14 protein-coding genes are annotated in these 15543 nt (G+C 64.0%); 5 read left to right on the forward strand and 9 right to left on the reverse strand.

Annotated elements, in window-relative coordinates:
* The first annotated feature begins 144 nt into the window (after window positions 1-144).
* The gene (locus QCL51_RS20840) at window positions 145-609 is read left to right on the forward strand and encodes a hypothetical protein (protein WP_021784105.1); all 465 of its coding nucleotides are present in this window, start codon (window positions 145-147) and stop codon (window positions 607-609) included.
* Window positions 610-640: 31 nt separating this feature from the next.
* Window positions 641-1453, forward strand: a complete 813-nt coding sequence (locus tag QCL51_RS20845) for an SDR family oxidoreductase (protein WP_084852073.1) — start codon at window positions 641-643, stop codon at window positions 1451-1453.
* 41 nt (window positions 1454-1494) lie between these two features.
* Here QCL51_RS20845 and QCL51_RS20850 read toward each other — a convergent pair whose 3' ends face one another.
* From QCL51_RS20850 to QCL51_RS20865, 4 genes are all read right to left on the reverse strand, one after another.
* On the reverse strand, window positions 1495-2949 hold the full coding sequence (locus QCL51_RS20850; protein WP_021784103.1) for an efflux transporter outer membrane subunit: 1455 nt from the start codon (window positions 2947-2949) through the stop codon (window positions 1495-1497).
* Window positions 2946-4007, reverse strand: a complete 1062-nt coding sequence (locus QCL51_RS20855; protein WP_274101154.1) for an HlyD family secretion protein — start codon at window positions 4005-4007, stop codon at window positions 2946-2948. Before QCL51_RS20855 ends, QCL51_RS20850 begins: the two co-directional genes overlap by 4 nt.
* A gap of 28 nt (window positions 4008-4035) precedes the next feature.
* On the reverse strand, window positions 4036-5577 hold the full coding sequence (locus tag QCL51_RS20860) for an MFS transporter (protein ID WP_021784101.1): 1542 nt from the start codon (window positions 5575-5577) through the stop codon (window positions 4036-4038).
* A gap of 135 nt (window positions 5578-5712) precedes the next feature.
* Complete coding sequence (locus QCL51_RS20865; RefSeq protein WP_003251728.1) at window positions 5713-6618, reverse strand: LysR family transcriptional regulator; 906 nt, start codon at window positions 6616-6618, stop codon at window positions 5713-5715.
* A 244-nt stretch (window positions 6619-6862) separates the two neighbouring features.
* Here QCL51_RS20865 and QCL51_RS20870 point away from each other — a divergent pair, with 244 nt between their 5' ends.
* Window positions 6863-7315, forward strand: a complete 453-nt coding sequence (locus tag QCL51_RS20870; RefSeq protein ID WP_101196239.1) for a universal stress protein — start codon at window positions 6863-6865, stop codon at window positions 7313-7315.
* A 71-nt stretch (window positions 7316-7386) separates the two neighbouring features.
* Here the strand turns inward: QCL51_RS20870 and QCL51_RS20875 are convergent, their stop codons facing one another.
* The 4 genes from QCL51_RS20875 to QCL51_RS20890 are packed head-to-tail and all read right to left on the reverse strand — an operon-like array spanning window position 7387 to window position 12151.
* On the reverse strand, window positions 7387-8247 hold the full coding sequence (locus QCL51_RS20875; RefSeq protein ID WP_021784099.1) for an HlyD family secretion protein: 861 nt from the start codon (window positions 8245-8247) through the stop codon (window positions 7387-7389).
* Between the two features lie 10 nt (window positions 8248-8257).
* On the reverse strand, window positions 8258-8458 hold the full coding sequence (locus tag QCL51_RS20880; RefSeq protein ID WP_003251718.1) for a DUF1656 domain-containing protein: 201 nt from the start codon (window positions 8456-8458) through the stop codon (window positions 8258-8260).
* Entirely contained in the window at window positions 8448-10625 is a 2178-nt protein-coding gene (locus tag QCL51_RS20885) for an FUSC family protein (RefSeq protein ID WP_021784098.1), read from the reverse strand. The genes QCL51_RS20880 and QCL51_RS20885 overlap by 11 nt, the downstream gene beginning before the upstream one ends.
* Window positions 10622-12151 carry an efflux transporter outer membrane subunit gene (locus QCL51_RS20890; RefSeq protein WP_021784097.1) on the reverse strand — a complete coding sequence of 510 codons (1530 nt, stop codon included), beginning with the start codon at window positions 12149-12151 and terminating at the stop codon, window positions 10622-10624. Before QCL51_RS20890 ends, QCL51_RS20885 begins: the two co-directional genes overlap by 4 nt.
* A gap of 191 nt (window positions 12152-12342) precedes the next feature.
* Here QCL51_RS20890 and QCL51_RS20895 point away from each other — a divergent pair, with 191 nt between their 5' ends.
* Window positions 12343-13290 (forward strand): LysR family transcriptional regulator, encoded by a 948-nt coding sequence (locus tag QCL51_RS20895; RefSeq protein WP_003251712.1) that lies wholly within the window; start codon window positions 12343-12345, stop codon window positions 13288-13290.
* A 174-nt stretch (window positions 13291-13464) separates the two neighbouring features.
* On the forward strand, window positions 13465-14439 hold the full coding sequence (locus tag QCL51_RS20900; protein ID WP_021784096.1) for a D-glycerate dehydrogenase: 975 nt from the start codon (window positions 13465-13467) through the stop codon (window positions 14437-14439).
* A 117-nt stretch (window positions 14440-14556) separates the two neighbouring features.
* On the opposite strand, the gene QCL51_RS20905 is transcribed toward QCL51_RS20900, so the two are convergent.
* Window positions 14557-15459: an EamA family transporter gene (locus tag QCL51_RS20905; protein WP_021784095.1), complete on the reverse strand. Its 903-nt coding sequence runs from the start codon at window positions 15457-15459 to the stop codon at window positions 14557-14559.
* Window positions 15460-15543 lie beyond the last annotated feature (84 nt).

Consider the following 15543-nt stretch of genomic DNA (forward strand, 5'->3'; position numbering starts at 1 on the left):
GGCGGAATCTAGAATGGATGTACCCTTTCCACTACTCGCAGCAATGCCAGGTCTGGCTTCTGGCATAGGTGCTCACCGGTTACCTGACCGCTGGGTTTTAGATAGGCTGTAGCCCTCCCTGCGCGCGAATGAGGCGATTACGCGATGCTGATCGGTGCCCTGCTGGTCCTCACCTGGCTGGTGTTGTTGTTGCGTTACCCAGCCAAGGCTCTCCCCATCTCCCTGGCGGCCGTGTGTGGCCTGGGCCTGGTGGCTTCGTTCGTCGTCTGGCAAGACAGCCGCGAAAGCAGCCGACTGGCACACCTGGCCCTGCGCCTGACCTACGCCCCCGAACACTGCCCCGCCGACCGTGCCCTGCTGGTACGCATGAAGAACGGCAACGACGTGCCGCTGACCGAACTGCGCTGGCGCGTGGCAGCGTACGCACCGGGCGATACCGTGAACCTGGCCGAGAACACCTACAATGCACCGCGATACCGAGGGCCAGGTGAATTGCAGCCGGGGGCCGAGTGGCAAGACTGCCTGCCATTGCCGCCGCTGCGTTCCGGCTATCGGCCGCAGACCCTGGAGTTCCGGGCAGAGCACCTGCAAGGTACGTTTGCCAATTGATGTGTTTCCTCCATGACAACAGGCCCCAACCATGCCCACCGTCCTGATCACCGGTTGTTCCAGCGGCATCGGCCGCGCCCTGGCCGACGCTTTCCGCGATGCCGGCCACCATGTCTGGGCCACCGCCCGCAAGCCTGAGGATGTCGAGCAACTGAGTGCCGCCGGCTACACGGCCCGGCAGCTGGATGTAAACGACGGCGAGGCGCTGGCCCGCCTGGCAGAGGAACTGGAAACCCTCGATATCCTGATCAACAACGCCGGCTACGGCGCCATGGGGCCACTGCTCGATGGTGGCGTCGACGCCCTGCGCCAGCAGTTCGAAACCAACGTTTTCGCCGTGGTCGGCGTTACCCGGGCACTGTTCCCGCTGCTACGCCGCTCACGCGGCCTGGTGGTGAATATCGGCAGTGTATCGGGCGTGCTGGTCACGCCATTCGCCGGCGCTTACTGCGCCTCGAAAGCGGCTGTGCATGCCCTGAGCGATGCCTTGCGCCTGGAACTGGCACCGTTCGGTGTGCAGGTGATGGAAGTACAGCCGGGCGCAATAGCCTCGCAGTTCGCCAGCAATGCCCAGCGCCAGGCCGAGCTAGTGCTGGCGATGGACTCGCCGTGGTGGCCTTTGCGTGAGCATGTGCAGGCGCGGGCGCGGGCATCGCAGGACAAGCCAACTTCAGCGGCGGTATTTGCCCAAGGCGTGCTGGCAGCCGTCGGCAAGTCGCCGGCGCCAGCACGGGTGCGGCTGGGGAATGGCAGTACCGCCTTGCCGCTGATGGCCCGGTTGCTGCCGCGGCGGTTGCTGGACTGGGCACTGCGCAAGCGCTTTGGCCTGCTGCGCCCGCTCTGAGTGTTCGGCTGCCTGTCCCCCGCAGAATCCATGCCTCCTCTCTAACCGTGAGCATTCTGCGGCGGCCCATCAAACGCCTGCCAGCCTCCACCCAGCGCCTTGTACAGCCCCACCAGCGCCTGCGACACCGCTGCCGAGCTGTCGATCCATTGCTCCTCGCTGGCCAGCAGCGCGCCTTGTACCGTCAGCACATTGAGAAAGTCCACCGCCCCTTCCACATACTGGCGCTGGGCGGTTTCCAGGGCGATACGGTTTTGCCGCACGGCCTCGGCAAGGTGATCACGGCGCAACTGACTGGCGTTGTACAGGCGCAGCACATCGTCAATTTCATGCCAGGCCCCCAGCACTACCTTTCGATAGTTCAGCGCGGCTTCCTGCTGTTGCGCCTCGCGCAGTTGCAGGGTGCCCTTGAGCCGGCCGCCTTCGAAGACTGGCAGCGACAACTGCGGACCGAAGGCAAACCGGCGCGAATCCCAGCCACCGAAATCCGACAGCTGCATGGCCTGGAAGCCGACACTGCCCGACAGGCGGATGCTCGGGTAGAAATCCGCCTTGGCCACGCCAATGCTGGCGGTGGCGGCATGCAGGCGGGCCTCGGCCTGGCGGATGTCCGGGCGGCGCTCGGCCAGTTCGGACGGCAAGCCGATGGCAAACTTCTGCTGCGGCGCGGGCAGCTCGCCGCCTTGCAGCAATTCGGCCTGGAGGCTGCGCGGCGGCTCGGCAGCAAGCAGGCTGAGGGCATTGATCAGGTCATCACGCCGCGCTTCCAGGCTTGGCAGGCGCGACTCGATAGACGCGACCTGGGCACTGGCCTGGGCCACATCCAGGCGCGTGGCAACACCTTCGGCCTGGCGGTCCTGGGACAGCTTCAGGCTGTGCCGGGCGACCCTGAGGTTGTCCTGCGTCACATCCAGGGTGTGCTGCACGGCACGCAACTGGATGTAATTGCCGGCGGTTTCCGAAAGCAGTGCCACCAGCACACCGCGGCGGTCATTCTCGGCCACTTCGACCGTGGCATCGGCAGCCTCGACCTGACGCCGCACACGGCCCCACAGGTCCAGCTCCCAACCGGCCACCAGGTCACCCTGCCAGAGGTTGAAGGCTTCTTTCCCGGCCTTGCCGGACGGATCGCTCAAGCCATCGGCGCTGTTACGAGCGCGGCTGTAACCGGCGTTCACGTCCACCGACGGTACTTCGTCGGCAGCCAAGGTACTGCGCAGCGCACGGCTTTGCAGCAGGCGCGCGCTGGCCATCTGCAAGTCGAGGTTGCGCTCGGCAACGCGCTGGATCAAGGCACTAAGCTTTGCATCGTGGAAGGTTTCCCACCAGCGCAGCTCCAGCGGTTCGGCCTGCGGCTGGCTGGCTGCCGCCTCGCCTTGCAATGGCGCCCACTGCTGCGGGGCCTGGCTATCTGGGCGCAGGAAGTCCGGGCCCATGGTGCAGCCGGCCAGCAGCACGGCCAGCAGCAACGGGCTCAAGCGTAATCCCGGCTTCATCGCGCGCTCACCTCTTTGCCGTCCAGCTTGTCGCCACGGGTGTCGATGGTTGCTTCTACCGACATGCCCACACGCAAGCGGGTGAGCAGTGGCTGGCCATCATCGAGAACGATCTTGACCGGAATGCGTTGCACCACCTTGGTGAAGTTGCCGGTGGCGTTGTCTGGCTTGACTGCGGCGAAGGTTACGCCGGTAGCCGGGGCAATGCTCTGCACATGGCCTTGCAGCGTTTCGCCGGAGAAGGTGTCGACGCTGATGCTCACCGGCTGACCCGGCTGAACGTGGGTCAGCTGGGTTTCCTGGAAGTTGCCGACCACATAGGCCTGCTGCAACGGCACCACCGACAGCAGGCGGGCACCCGGGTTGACGTAGGCCCCCACGCGCAGGGCGCGTTCGCCGACCATACCGTCCACCGGCGCTGTGATGCGGGTGTAGGACAGATCGAGCTGGGCCTTTTCCAGGCCTGCTTCGGCACGCTTGAGCTGGCCATCGGCGCTGGCCACTTGAGCCGTGAGGATGTCTACCTGCTTGCGCGCCGCGACCCGCGCAGCTTGAGCGTTGGCCAGGCGAGCTCGGGCTTGATCGACAGCGCTGCGCGCCTGCTGGGCGTTCTGCACGGTACCCGCGCCCTGCTCGGCAAGGCGGCTGTAGCGCTTGACTTCATGGTCGGCGAACGCCACCTCAGCCTGGGCCGCCTTCACTGCCGCTTCGGCCTGGGCAATCAGCGCATCCTGGCGTTCAAGCGTGGCGCGGGCATCGGCGCTTTGTGCCTGGGCTACCAGCAACTGCGCCTGCGCAGCATCCAGCGCGGCCTGGTAGTCACGGGCGTCGATGGTCGCCAGCAACTGGCCAGCCGTGACCTGCTGATTGTCTTCCACCAGCACTTGCTTGATGAAACCGGTGACTTTGGGCGCGACCACGGTGTAGTCAGCGGTCACATAGGCGTCATTGGTGCTCTGGCGGTGGTCGCTGCCAAAGATCCAGGGGCCGACGATGCCGGCCAGGACGGCAACGGCCAGCACCGAGCCGATAAAAAGGGTTTTGCGGTTGTTGGTCATTTCAATAGTTCTCGACATCATCCAGGGTTCAAGCCACCGCACGCGGCGGATAGACCCGGGTAGGCACGAAAGGAATCAGGCAGATCAGGGCCACGGCGATACAGGCCAGCACCAGATAGAGGTCGGCCGAGGTCAATACCTGCGCCTGGTCGTGAATACGCTTGGCCAAGCCAGCAGCGTTACCGTCGATCAACGGGGCGTTGCCCAAGCTGTCTACCAGGTGATTGGAATGAAAATGCCGGCGCAGGGTGCCAAGAACCTCCAGCAGGCCACCGGCGATCACGGCGGCCAGGCCCTTGACGGTGTTGAACCAGCTGGAGGCGAACGGGCCTTCCTGCGGGGTCATGCCATTGGTGGACAGCATCAGCAACGGCAGCACTGCCATCGGCTGGCCGAACACCTGCAGCAGGTAGAACGGGTAGAAGTCGCCACGGATCCACTCGCTGGTCAGCAGGCTGCTGCCAACACAGGACGCCGCCAGCATCGCCAGGCCAATGCCCAGCACCCAGCGGCAGTCCACTGCGCGGATGTTGCACAGTGCCGCTGTCAGCGGCAGGGCGATCAGTTGCGGCATGGCCACCAGCATCATCAACGGGCTGGTCTGCGCCGGGCGGTAGCCCTGGATCTGCGCAAGGTAGGCCGACGGGATGCTGCCCACACCCGAGAGCACGACCAGTACACCGGCCAGGGTCACCAGGGCGAAACTCAAGTTGCGCCGCTGCAACAAGCGCAACTGGAAGAATGGCAACGGCTCGGACCACTCGTTGTACATGAACAACACCAGCAACAGCAGGCCACCGCCCAGCAGCCAGCAGATCAGCGGCGAATCGAACCAACCCCAGCGGTCGCCCAGCGACAGGCCCAGCACAGTGCAACTGATGGCGGGCAGGCCCAGCAGTACGCCCCGCCAGTCGAACTGTTTGAAACGCTCCAGGCGCAGCGGGTCCTGCGGCAGCCCCCAGCCTACGCAGAAAATGGCCAGCAGCGAGGGCAGGATGATCTGCCAGAACGCCCATTGCCAACCGACGTATTCGGTCCATAGCCCCGCCAGTGGCGTGCCGAGGTTGGGGCCAAAGGTGGCGGTCAGGGCGTAGCAGGCCAAGCCATAGACCTTGATGCCTGGCGGCAAAAAGCGCAGGGCCACGCTCATCAGCATCGGCGGTAACGCGCCAGCGGCAAAGCCCTGCAGTATGCGCAGCAACATCAAGCTGTGCAGGTTGGGGGCGAAAGGTTGCAGCAAGCCAAGCACGGCGAACAGGCCGACAGCGCTCATGGTGAAGCGCCGCAGCGAGAAGGTCGTGGCCAGCCACGGCGCGAAAGCCATGGCCGATACCGAAGCGGCGCTGTATGCCGCCAGCAGCCAGGCCCCTTCGTCGGCTCCGATGCCCATGGCGCCGCGGATATCGGCCAGGGAAATCTTGGTTACCGACTCGTTGAGGCCGGCGCAAAGCACAGCCAGCAACACACCGAACAACCCGACCACGACCTGCAGGCCGAACGCAGCCTGCGCGGGGGCAGCCGGCGCGAGGGCGGCGGCAGTGGCGGCAGACGGGACGGACAGGGAACTCATGGACAGACATCTCCGGCAACAAATTTGCGACTGGAGCAAGTCTAAGAAGGTCGAATGCTTACGAAAACTGACTTGTCGGCAGTTTTATATTGCGTCAAACGCAATCGGGTAGCGGATGCGCACGTGCCACACGCCTTAAGGGTCCATCCTGCCGCACGCTTTCAACGTCTGCCGCAGCCAGCGATGGGCCGGGTCATTATCGAACCGCGGGTGCCACGCCTGCATGACGTTGACCTTTTCCAGTGGCACGGGGATCTCGAAGGACCGCAATGGCAGTTTCAGCCGGTTCACACTGTTCAGGATATTGGCGGGTATCGGCAAGATCAGGTCTGAGTCCGGCAGCGAAAACATCGCGGAGTGAAAACTCGTCGTGATCAGGGCCACCCGGCGCTCCACCTTGTAATTGGCCAGCGCCACGTCGATAGGCCCATTGGCGCGGCCACGGCGTGACACGCTGATGTGCGGGTAGGCGGCGAAGCGCTCAGGGGTTATCTCGTCATCGAAAACCGGGTGCCCTTCCCGCGCCAAGCCCACGAAGTAGGTGTTGAACAGGCTCTGAACCTTGATTTCGGGGCCCAGTTCAATGGCTGAGCTGATGATCAAGTCGATTTGCCCATTGCGCAGCACCGCATCATCGTCGCCGCTGCCCTCCGGCACAAAACGCAGCACCGTATGCGGTGCCTGGGCCAGCATCATGCGCAACAACTGAGCCCCATAAAGGGCGATGAACAGGTCATTGGTGCGGATGTTGAAGGCACGGTCCAGGTTCACCAGGTCGACATCGTCGCGACTGCGAAATACCTGCCCGGCCTGCTCCACCAGGCCATGCACCTGCTCGCGCAGGGCCAGTGCACGCGGCGTCGGCACCAGGCCACGGCCGGCCCGCACCAGGATCGGGTCACCCAGTGCTTCACGGATACGCCCCAAGGTCCGGCTCATGGCTGCCGGGCTCAGGTTCATGCGTTGCGCCGCGCCAACCACGCTGCCCTCGTCGAGCAAGGCATCGAGGGCGACAAGCAGGTTCATGTCCGGAAGTTGCATGGCCGTTTTCCGTTACAGCTGTGGGGAATGCGATGGTATCAGGTTGATGGATTGCACCGGACGCAATGCGCTTGTGCGTGGTGCGCCATTTATTCAGGGAAGGATTAGGTCAAAAATGCTGCATGGCAGGTTCGGTCCTTTCGCAGGTAAACCGGCTCCTTGGTTCAGGTGTTGCGTTGGCCTGTAGGAGCGGGTTTACCCGCGAAGAGGCCGCCCAAGTCCCCAAATACATCAAGGATCCCGCATGCCCAGCCCCGTCCTGATCGCCATCGACGCCTCCCCCGCATCCGCCGCCCTGCTTACCCTCGCCCGCCGCTACTGCCGCCCGGGCGAGCACGAACTGCACGTGCTGCTGGCCATCGATTCCACCTTCGCGGTGCACGAGCAACCCGCGCCCTACACCGCCGAGGAACTGGAAGAATACCCCGCCGCCTGCGTGGAACAGCAACATGCCGACCACGCCGTAGCCGAGGCCGTGCGCGAACTGCAGCAAGCCGGCTTCGCCAGCCAGGGCTGCATGGTGGCCGGGCTGCCGGTTGAAGCGATTATCGCCAAAGCGCAGGAACTGCGCTGCGAGCTGATCATCATGGGCCACCGACACCTGTCGCGGCTGGGGCGGTTGCTCGACCCCTCGATCAGCGCGAAGGTGATTGATCGGGTCAAAGTGCCGGTGTTGGTGGGACCGGCGAGTGCATGAACTGAGGGATGTGTCGCCGGTAGGATTGAGCACCGCGCGGGCGGCGCTCGATCAGCCTGGCGACCTGCATCTCAAGGCGAACTCGGCTTCACCACCACAGTACAGGTCGTCCCCGCCGCCAGCAAAAACCCTTCCGGCACGTCATCGATGTGAATGCGCACCGGCACCCGCTGTGCCAGCCGCACCCAGTTGAAGGTCGGGTTCACGTCGGCGATCAGCTCGCGGCTCTGTGGGTTGTCACGGTCGTAGATGCCGCGGGCAATGCTCTCCACATGCCCATTGAGGCGCTCGCCGCTCATCATCTGCAATTCGGCCTGGTCCCCCACCTTCACATGCGGCAGCTTGGTCTCCTCGAAGAACCCGTAAACCCAGAACGAATTCTCGTCGACCACCGCCATCACTGCTTCGCCGGTACGCGCATAGTCGCCCTTGTGGATATTCAGGTTGGTCACGTAGCCGTCCACCGTGGCCACGATGTGGGTGCGCTTGAGGTTCAGTTCGGCAGCAGCCAGTTCGGCCAGGGCCTGCTGGTAGTCAGCCTGGGCGGAGTTGGCGATGTTGCTGGCGTCGTCGCGGTTCTCCTTGGAGATCACCAGGTTGTCCATGTCGGCACGGCGCTTGGCATTGACCTTGCGCATTTCCCAGGTGGCCTTGCGCGAAGCGACCAGCGCCTTGGCCTGGTCGACCGCCAACTGATAGTGCTCAGGGTCGATCTGGATCAGCAGGTCGCCCTTCTTCACCCGCTGGTTGTCCTTGACCGGTACATCCACCACGTAGCCGGGCACGTCGGCAGCGACGTTGATGATGTCGGCACGCACACGGCCATCACGGGTCCATGGCGTGGTCATGTAGTGCAGCCACAACTGGCGACCGATGGCCACGGCAGCGACCAGCACCAGCAGGGTGGCGATCAGGCTGAAGAACTTTTTCATCGAAGGATTCTCACCAGTAGACAGACAGCGCCATGGCGCCGAACAAGCAGACGAACAGGCTCAGGCGCAGCAGCGCCGGGTGCCAGAAGAAGCGGTAGCCATCATGGCTGGCAATGAACCGGTCCAGGCCCCAGGCCAGGCCCAGGGCAAACAGGAACATCAAGGTCATGGTGGGCATGTACACGCCATGGAAGGCGATTTCACGGGGCATGGTGCAGTCCTTTCGCCGGTGCCAGTGGCGACTGTGGGTCCAGCAGGGAAGTACGGATGAAGTGCAGGTAGCTTTGCACGCGGCGCAGCACCGAGGTGTCGAAGTGCCGGGCGAATGGCTCGTCGGTGGCCTGCACGCGGGAGATGGCGTGGTCCACTGCCACCAGTGCGCGTTCGTGGTTGCTGGCGCTGGGCTGCAGGAACAGCCGGGTCAGTGCACGGCCCATGACACGGATTGCCTGGCGCCACGGCTGCGACTCGGCATAGGCCGGGTGCACCGGGGCGCGTGCTTGCTCCTTGCGCAGCTCGATGACGGCGTGGCCGATCTCCAGCACGGTGAACATCCAGCCCATCAGCTGGCTCTGCACCTGCGGCTTGCCGGCCGCCAGGCCATAGGCCTGGTGCAGCAGGTCGCGGGTGCGGCTTTCGAAGGCCGAGCCCAGGCCGCGCAGGCGGCCGCTGATGGCGAACAGCACCTGCTCGCGCAACGCCTGCTCAAGGCGGCTCCACAGCCAGCGGCTGTTGGGCGGCAGGATGATCGCCCCGGCGGCGGCACAGACGAACATGCCAATCACCATGCCGATGTAGTCGTTTATGAAGGTGTACGGGTCATAAACGGTGAGGTTGTTCGGAACCGAGCCAATCGCGAAGAACACCAGTAGGCCGATGCCATAACCGGCATAGGCAGGGCGCGACGAAAGAAACGCGCCCAGCATGAACACGGGCGCCAGTACCATGCACAGCAGCGGAAAACCGTCGATCCAGGGGAACACGAAGAAGGTTTCGAAGAAGCCGACAAAAGCGCCGATGGCCGTGCCGCAAGCCATCTGGAACGACATGCGCTTAGGGTTGGGTGACGCTGCCGAAAGGCATACGGTGACCGTGGCGATCAGGGTCATCATGGCACCGCTGGGCCAATCGCTGAGCAGCCAGTAACTGCCCAGCAGCAACAGCACTGCCGAGGCCCGCACACCGGCCGCCAGCGATACTAGCCAGCTGGTCTGCGCCACGTAGGGCTCATCCCACTGCTCGCGTTCGTGCTTGTGCGCGGCCAGCGAGGCATGGGTTTCGGCGTAGCTCAACATCTCGTCTACGAAGCGGTACAGCAGTTCGAACGCGGTATGGAAATCAAGCAGGTCGGACTCGCTGGGGTCCGTTGCCAGGTACTCAGCCCGCAGCCCCCGCACCTGGGCCTGCAGGCCTTCCTTGTAGGCGGCCAGCTCCAGGGTCAGGCGCAGCGCATCGGCGTCAGTCAACGCCCGGCCCACATAGGGCTGCAGCAACTCCACCAAGGTGTTCAGGCCCGGTTCGATGGCACTGACGATCTGCAGCGGGCCACGGGCACGCAGGCGCTCCAGCAAGCGGTGCAAGGCATTGAAGCGCGTGGTGATGGCCATGAACTCGCTGTTCATGCGCACCAGCCGACCACTGCGACGGCGCATGTGCGGGTCTTCGAAAGCGGTGACGTTGCGCAGGCTCTCAAGGCCTACTGCTTCTGCCACGAAGCGCACGTTGCTGCTCTCGAAGCGGTCCTTTTGGCTATCACCACGCAGGGCCTCCACCACCACCCCGGCAAACACGCCAAAGCGCTGGTACAGGGCGTTACGCATTGCGGCACTGGCCGACTGCGGCAGGATCGCGGCACTGACGAAGGTCGACACCAGAATACCCAGGGCGATTTCCAGCGCCCGCCATACCGCTGCCATGAACGCCTGGTCGGGGTGTTGCAGCACCGGCAGGCCGATCATCGCTGCGGTGTAGCCAGCCAGCACGAAACCATAGGCGCGGAAGGTGCGGTAGCGCATGGCACCGGCTGAGCACAGGCCCACCCACAGGGCCAGGCTGGGCAGAAACAGCTCGGTGTTCTGCGGGAAGATGGCGATCAGCGCCACCATCATCGCCGAGCCGGCCAGGGTGCCCAGCACCCGGTAGAAGCTCTTGGCGAACACATGCCCGCTTTGCGGCTGCATGACGATGAACACGGTGATCATGGCCGTGCGCGGTTGCGGCAGCTCCAGGCGCATGGCCAACCACAAGGTAATGAACGCGGCGGCCAGCACCTTGAAGATGTACACCCAGGTCACGCCGTCGGTGCGCGCCCAGGCAAAGAAGCCCCGGCGCCATTCCAGGCTTTGCAGCCAGCGCACGGGCAAACTGGAAGTGCTCATTCAGCGTTATCCGGCTTCTTGTCGAAAATGGCCAGGGTGGCCGGGGTCTTCGGCGCTGCCTGGCGTTCCTCTTTCGGCGCATCCTGACCGGCCTGCAGGCCACCACCCAGGGCGGTGACCAGCTCGGCATGGGCAATCAGGCGGGCGGCCTGCACCTGCTGCTGCACCTGCTGCTGGCGGAACAGCAAGGTCTGGGCGTTGAGCACGTTCAGATAGTCGGTGAGGCCACGCTGGAACGCGACCATGGCAATGTCATAGGTTTTCTGCGCGGCGGCGACCGATTCTGCCGCGAAGTGCGACTGCTCTTTCATCGACTCGCGACGGATCAACTGGTCGGAGATGTTCTTCAGTGCGCCGACCACCGTCTGGTTGTAGCGCGCCACGGCTACGTCGTAACCGGCCGAGGCCACCCCCAACTGCGAGCGCAGGCGCCCACCGTCAAAGATCGGCAAGCTGATGGCCGGGCCGACGTTGTAGTTGAACTTGCGCCCGGTCAGGAATTCCAGCGGGCCACCGCCGGTGGCCATGAAGCCCAGGCTGCCGACCAGGTCGACGTTGGGGAAGAAGCCGGCGTGAGCGACGTCGATGCCACGCGCCTGGGCAGCCACCTGCCAGCGGCTGGCAACCACATCAGGCCGCTGGCCAACCAGTTCGGCGGGCAGGTTCGAAGGCAGTTTCAGCGGCGCGGCCAAGGCCAGGGCCGGGCGCTGCAACTGCGCGCCTTCCCCCGGGCCCTTGCCGGCCAGTGCGGCCAGCTGGTTGCGGGTCAGGGCAATTTCTTCGTCGAGGCTGTCGAGCTGACGGTGGGTTTCCGGCAGCGGCGCTTCGGCCTGGCTGACTTCGAAATGCGTGCCGATACCGGCATCCAGGCGACGCTTGGCCAGGGCCAGGATCTGCTCCTGCTGTTCCAGTTCAGCCTTGACGATATCGCGCTGGGCAAAATGCAGGCTCAGCTGGATGTAGGCACGCACCACATTGTTCTGCAGTTCCAGCTGCGCCTGACGGGCTTCGGCCACGCTCATGTGCGCCTGGTCCACGGCCTGTTCGCTGGCATTGCGTTCACGGCCCCACAAGTCGAGGGCGTAGCTAAAGCCGATGGCAGCGTTGTTGTCCCAGGTGTTGGCACCGGACAGCGCGCCAGGGCCATAGAACTGATCTTCCGGCCAGTTGTGGCGCTTGAGCGTAGCTTGGCCGTTGGCCTGGAGCTTTTCAGCCGACTCGACCACGCCAGCCATGGCCTTGGCTTCGCGCACCCGCGCTGCGGCCATGGCCAGGCTTGGGCTACCGGCAACGGCCAGGGTAATCCAGCGGTCCAGCTGTGGGTCACCATAAGCGCGCCACCACTGCTGGTCGGGCCAGTGAGCGTCGGTCGCGGCTTCGCGAATGGCCGCGTCGGTGGTCAAGGTATTGGCTTGCAGCGTCTTGCTTTGCGGGGCGATGCCCCAGGTTCCGATACAGCCACTCAAGGTGAGGGCAAGGGCACAGGCACTGAACGCCTTGAGCGTTCTGATGATGCGACGCGGCACAGCTGCGATTTCCCGAGGAAGAAGTGAAGAGGCCGAGCAATTCTAGGGGGCGGCAGCACTGGCGATAAGCGCAGATTCCTGCGAATCTTTGTTACCAAAACGGCGATAATCCGCCTTTGGTCGAAGGCAACTTTTTCTCTTTTCTAGGTTACTTCGTGACACAATTTTGTCCTCTACCTCGAGAGTGACCCATGGACACCCTGCAAAACATGCGTGCTTTCAGTTGCGTAGCCCAATTAGGCAGCTTCACTGCCGCTGCGGCGCAACTGGATACGACCACCGCGAACGTGTCGCGGGCGGTCTCCAACCTGGAAGCCCATCTGCAAACAAGGCTGCTCAACCGTACCACCCGCCGCATTGCGCTGACCGAAGCCGGCAAGCGCTACCTGATGCGTTGCGAACAGATTCTTACCTACGTCGAAGAAGCCGAGGCCGAAGCCAGCGACGCCCATGCGCGCCCGGCCGGGCAGTTGAAGGTGCATTCGATGACCGGGGTCGGCCAGCACTTTGTGGTCGATGCCATCGCCCGCTACCGCGAAACGCACCCGGACGTGACCTTCGACCTGACCATGGCCAACCGCGTGCCCGACCTGCTCGACGAGGGTTACGACGTCTCCATCGTGCTGGCCACCGAACTGCCCGACTCAGGGTTCGTTTCGCAGCGCCTGGGCATCACCTACAGCATTGTCTGTGCCTCGCCCGCCTACATCGCCCAGCATGGCGTGGCGCACAAGCCTGCCGACCTACTCAAGCACGCCTGCCTGCGCATGGTCAGCCCGGTCATACCGCTGGAGAAATGGCTGTTCGATGGCCCGGAAGGCCAAGAGATGGTCAACATCACCAGTTCGCCGTTCATGGTGAACACCGCCGATGCCATGAAGACTGCGATCCGCAGTGGCATGGGCGTAGGCGTGCTGCCGATCTATTCGGCTATCGAGGGCCTGCGGGACGGTAGCCTGGTAAGGGTGCTGCCCGAATATCGCCTGCAGGAGCTGAACCTGTATGCCATCTATCCATCGCGGCAGTATCTGGATGCCAAGATCAAGACCTGGGTAGAGTACCTGCGCAACTCGCTGCCAGAGATTCTTGCCGCGCATGAGGCAGACCTGAAAACCCATCAGGTGCTGATCGCCAACTAAAAAGCTGCTGCATTGCGGGGGCGGACAATGGTAGGTTGCTAACCATTGATTTCGCCTGTTCCGCCCCTTTCGCGGGCAAGCCCGCTCCTGCAAGGCACCGCGCCCCCTGCAGGTGCGGGCTTGCCCGCGAAGGGGCCAGCACAGCCCAACCCCGCCTTGCAGAGAAGTTGCCCGATGAAAAAGACCGTCCTGGCCTTCAGCCGAATCACCCCGGCCATGGCCGAACGCCTGCAGCAAGACTTCAACGTGATCCTGCCCAACCCCAAGCTCGGCGACATCAGCGCCCAGTTCAACGAAGCCCTGCCCGAAGCCCATGGCCTGATTGGCGTTGGCCGCAAGCTCGGCCGCGTCCAGCTTGAGGGTGCGGCCAGGCTGGAGGTGGTGTCCAGCGTGTCGGTCGGCTATGACAACTACGACCTCGACTACTTCAACGAGCGCGGCATCGCACTGACCAACACGCCTGACGTGCTGACCGAAAGCACCGCCGACCTGGGCTTCTCGCTGATCATGGGCTGCGCCCGCCGCACCGCCGAGCTGGATGCCTGGACCAAGGCCGGCAACTGGCAGGCCACCGTAGGCCCGGCCCACTTCGGCAGTGATGTGCATGGCAAGACCCTGGGTATTGTCGGCATGGGCAACATTGGTGCAGCAGTGGCACGCCGTGGCCGCTTCGGCTTCAACATGCCGATCCTGTACAGCGGCAACAGCCGCAAGACCGCGCTGGAGCAGGAGCTGGGCGCGCAGTTCCGCAGCCTGGATCAGTTGCTGGCCGAAGCCGACTTCGTGGTCATCGTGGTGCCATTGTCCGAAGCCACCCGCAAACTGATCAGCAGCCGAGAGCTGAAGCTGATGAAGCCGAGTGCGTTCCTGATCAACATTGCCCGTGGGCCGGTGGTGGATGAAGCAGCGCTGATCGAGGCGCTACAGGACGGCACCATTCGCGGCGCAGGCCTGGACGTGTACGAGAAAGAACCACTGAGCGATTCGCCGCTGTTCAAGCTGCCCAACGCGCTGACCTTGCCGCACATTGGCTCGGCCACTGCCGAGACCCGTGAGGCCATGGCCAACCGGGCGATCGACAACCTGCGTGCGGCGCTGCTGGGCGAGCGGCCGCGGGACCTGGTGAACCCGCAGGTGTGGAAGAGCTGACCGTTTTGGAGTGCCTGTGCTGGCCTCTTCGCGGGTAAACCCGCTCCTACAAACGGTGTGCACTGCCCTGTAGGAGCGGGTTTACCCGCGAAAGGGCCGGCCCAGGCAACCCATCACCTATTTGGCGACCACTACACCCTCAGCCCCCCTGGCCCGGGGCTTGCGAAACACCAGCACATTCCCCGCCATCACCGCCACCAAGCCGAGCAAGGCCGGCGCCGTCCACTGGTAACCCTCTGCCACCGCCGACACATTCAACGCCACCAAGGGGAACAGTACCGTGCAGTAAGCTGCCCGCTCCGGCCCCATACGCCCGACTAGGGTCAGGTAGGCAGTGAAGGCAATCACCGACCCCGGCACCACCAGGTACAGCAGCGAACCGATGTAGCGCGCATTCCACTCCATGCTGAACGGCACGCCGCTGACCACACAGAACACCGCCAGCATCACCGCCCCATAGACCATGCCCCAGGCATTGGTAGTCATCGGCTTGAGCCCGGCCTTCTGCTGCATGCTCGACAGCATGTTGCCGGCCGAGAAGCACAGCGTGCCCAACAGGGCCAAGCCAAGGCCGTACAGGGTTTCGCGGCTGGCTGCGTGATGCGAGAGCTCCGGCCAGAACAGCAGGCCCAGGCCAAGCAGGCCCAAGGCACCACCGGCAAGTACATTGGTGGCGATTTTCTGGCCGAAGAAAATTCGGGCGTTAAGCGCGTTCCACAGTGTGGCGGTTGAGAACACCACCGCGATCAGGCCGCTGGCGATCCACTGGCTGGCGCTGAGGAAGCAGATGAAGTTGACGCAGAACAGGCACAGGCCCTGGGCCAGGCAGATCTGGTGGCCCCGGCGGTTCATGGGTTGCAGCCGACGGGTCAACAACAGGAAAGCAAACAGGATCAGGCCAGCCAGGGCGAAGCGGTAGACGATCGACACCGGGATCGCGACCACGCCTAGCTGGAGTTTCAGGGCGATCCAGGTGGTGCCCCAGATCAGGACGGTGAGCAGATAGAGTGACAGGTTCATGGCGGCAGTTCCTTGGGCCTTTGGAGATCGGTGCCCGGCGCTTCGCGGGTAAACCCGCTCCTACAGGGATCACCAGTGTTCTTT

This window comes from Pseudomonas sp. LTR0 (genome assembly GCF_036630035.1).
Taxonomy (GTDB): domain Bacteria; phylum Pseudomonadota; class Gammaproteobacteria; order Pseudomonadales; family Pseudomonadaceae; genus Aquipseudomonas; species Aquipseudomonas putida_Y.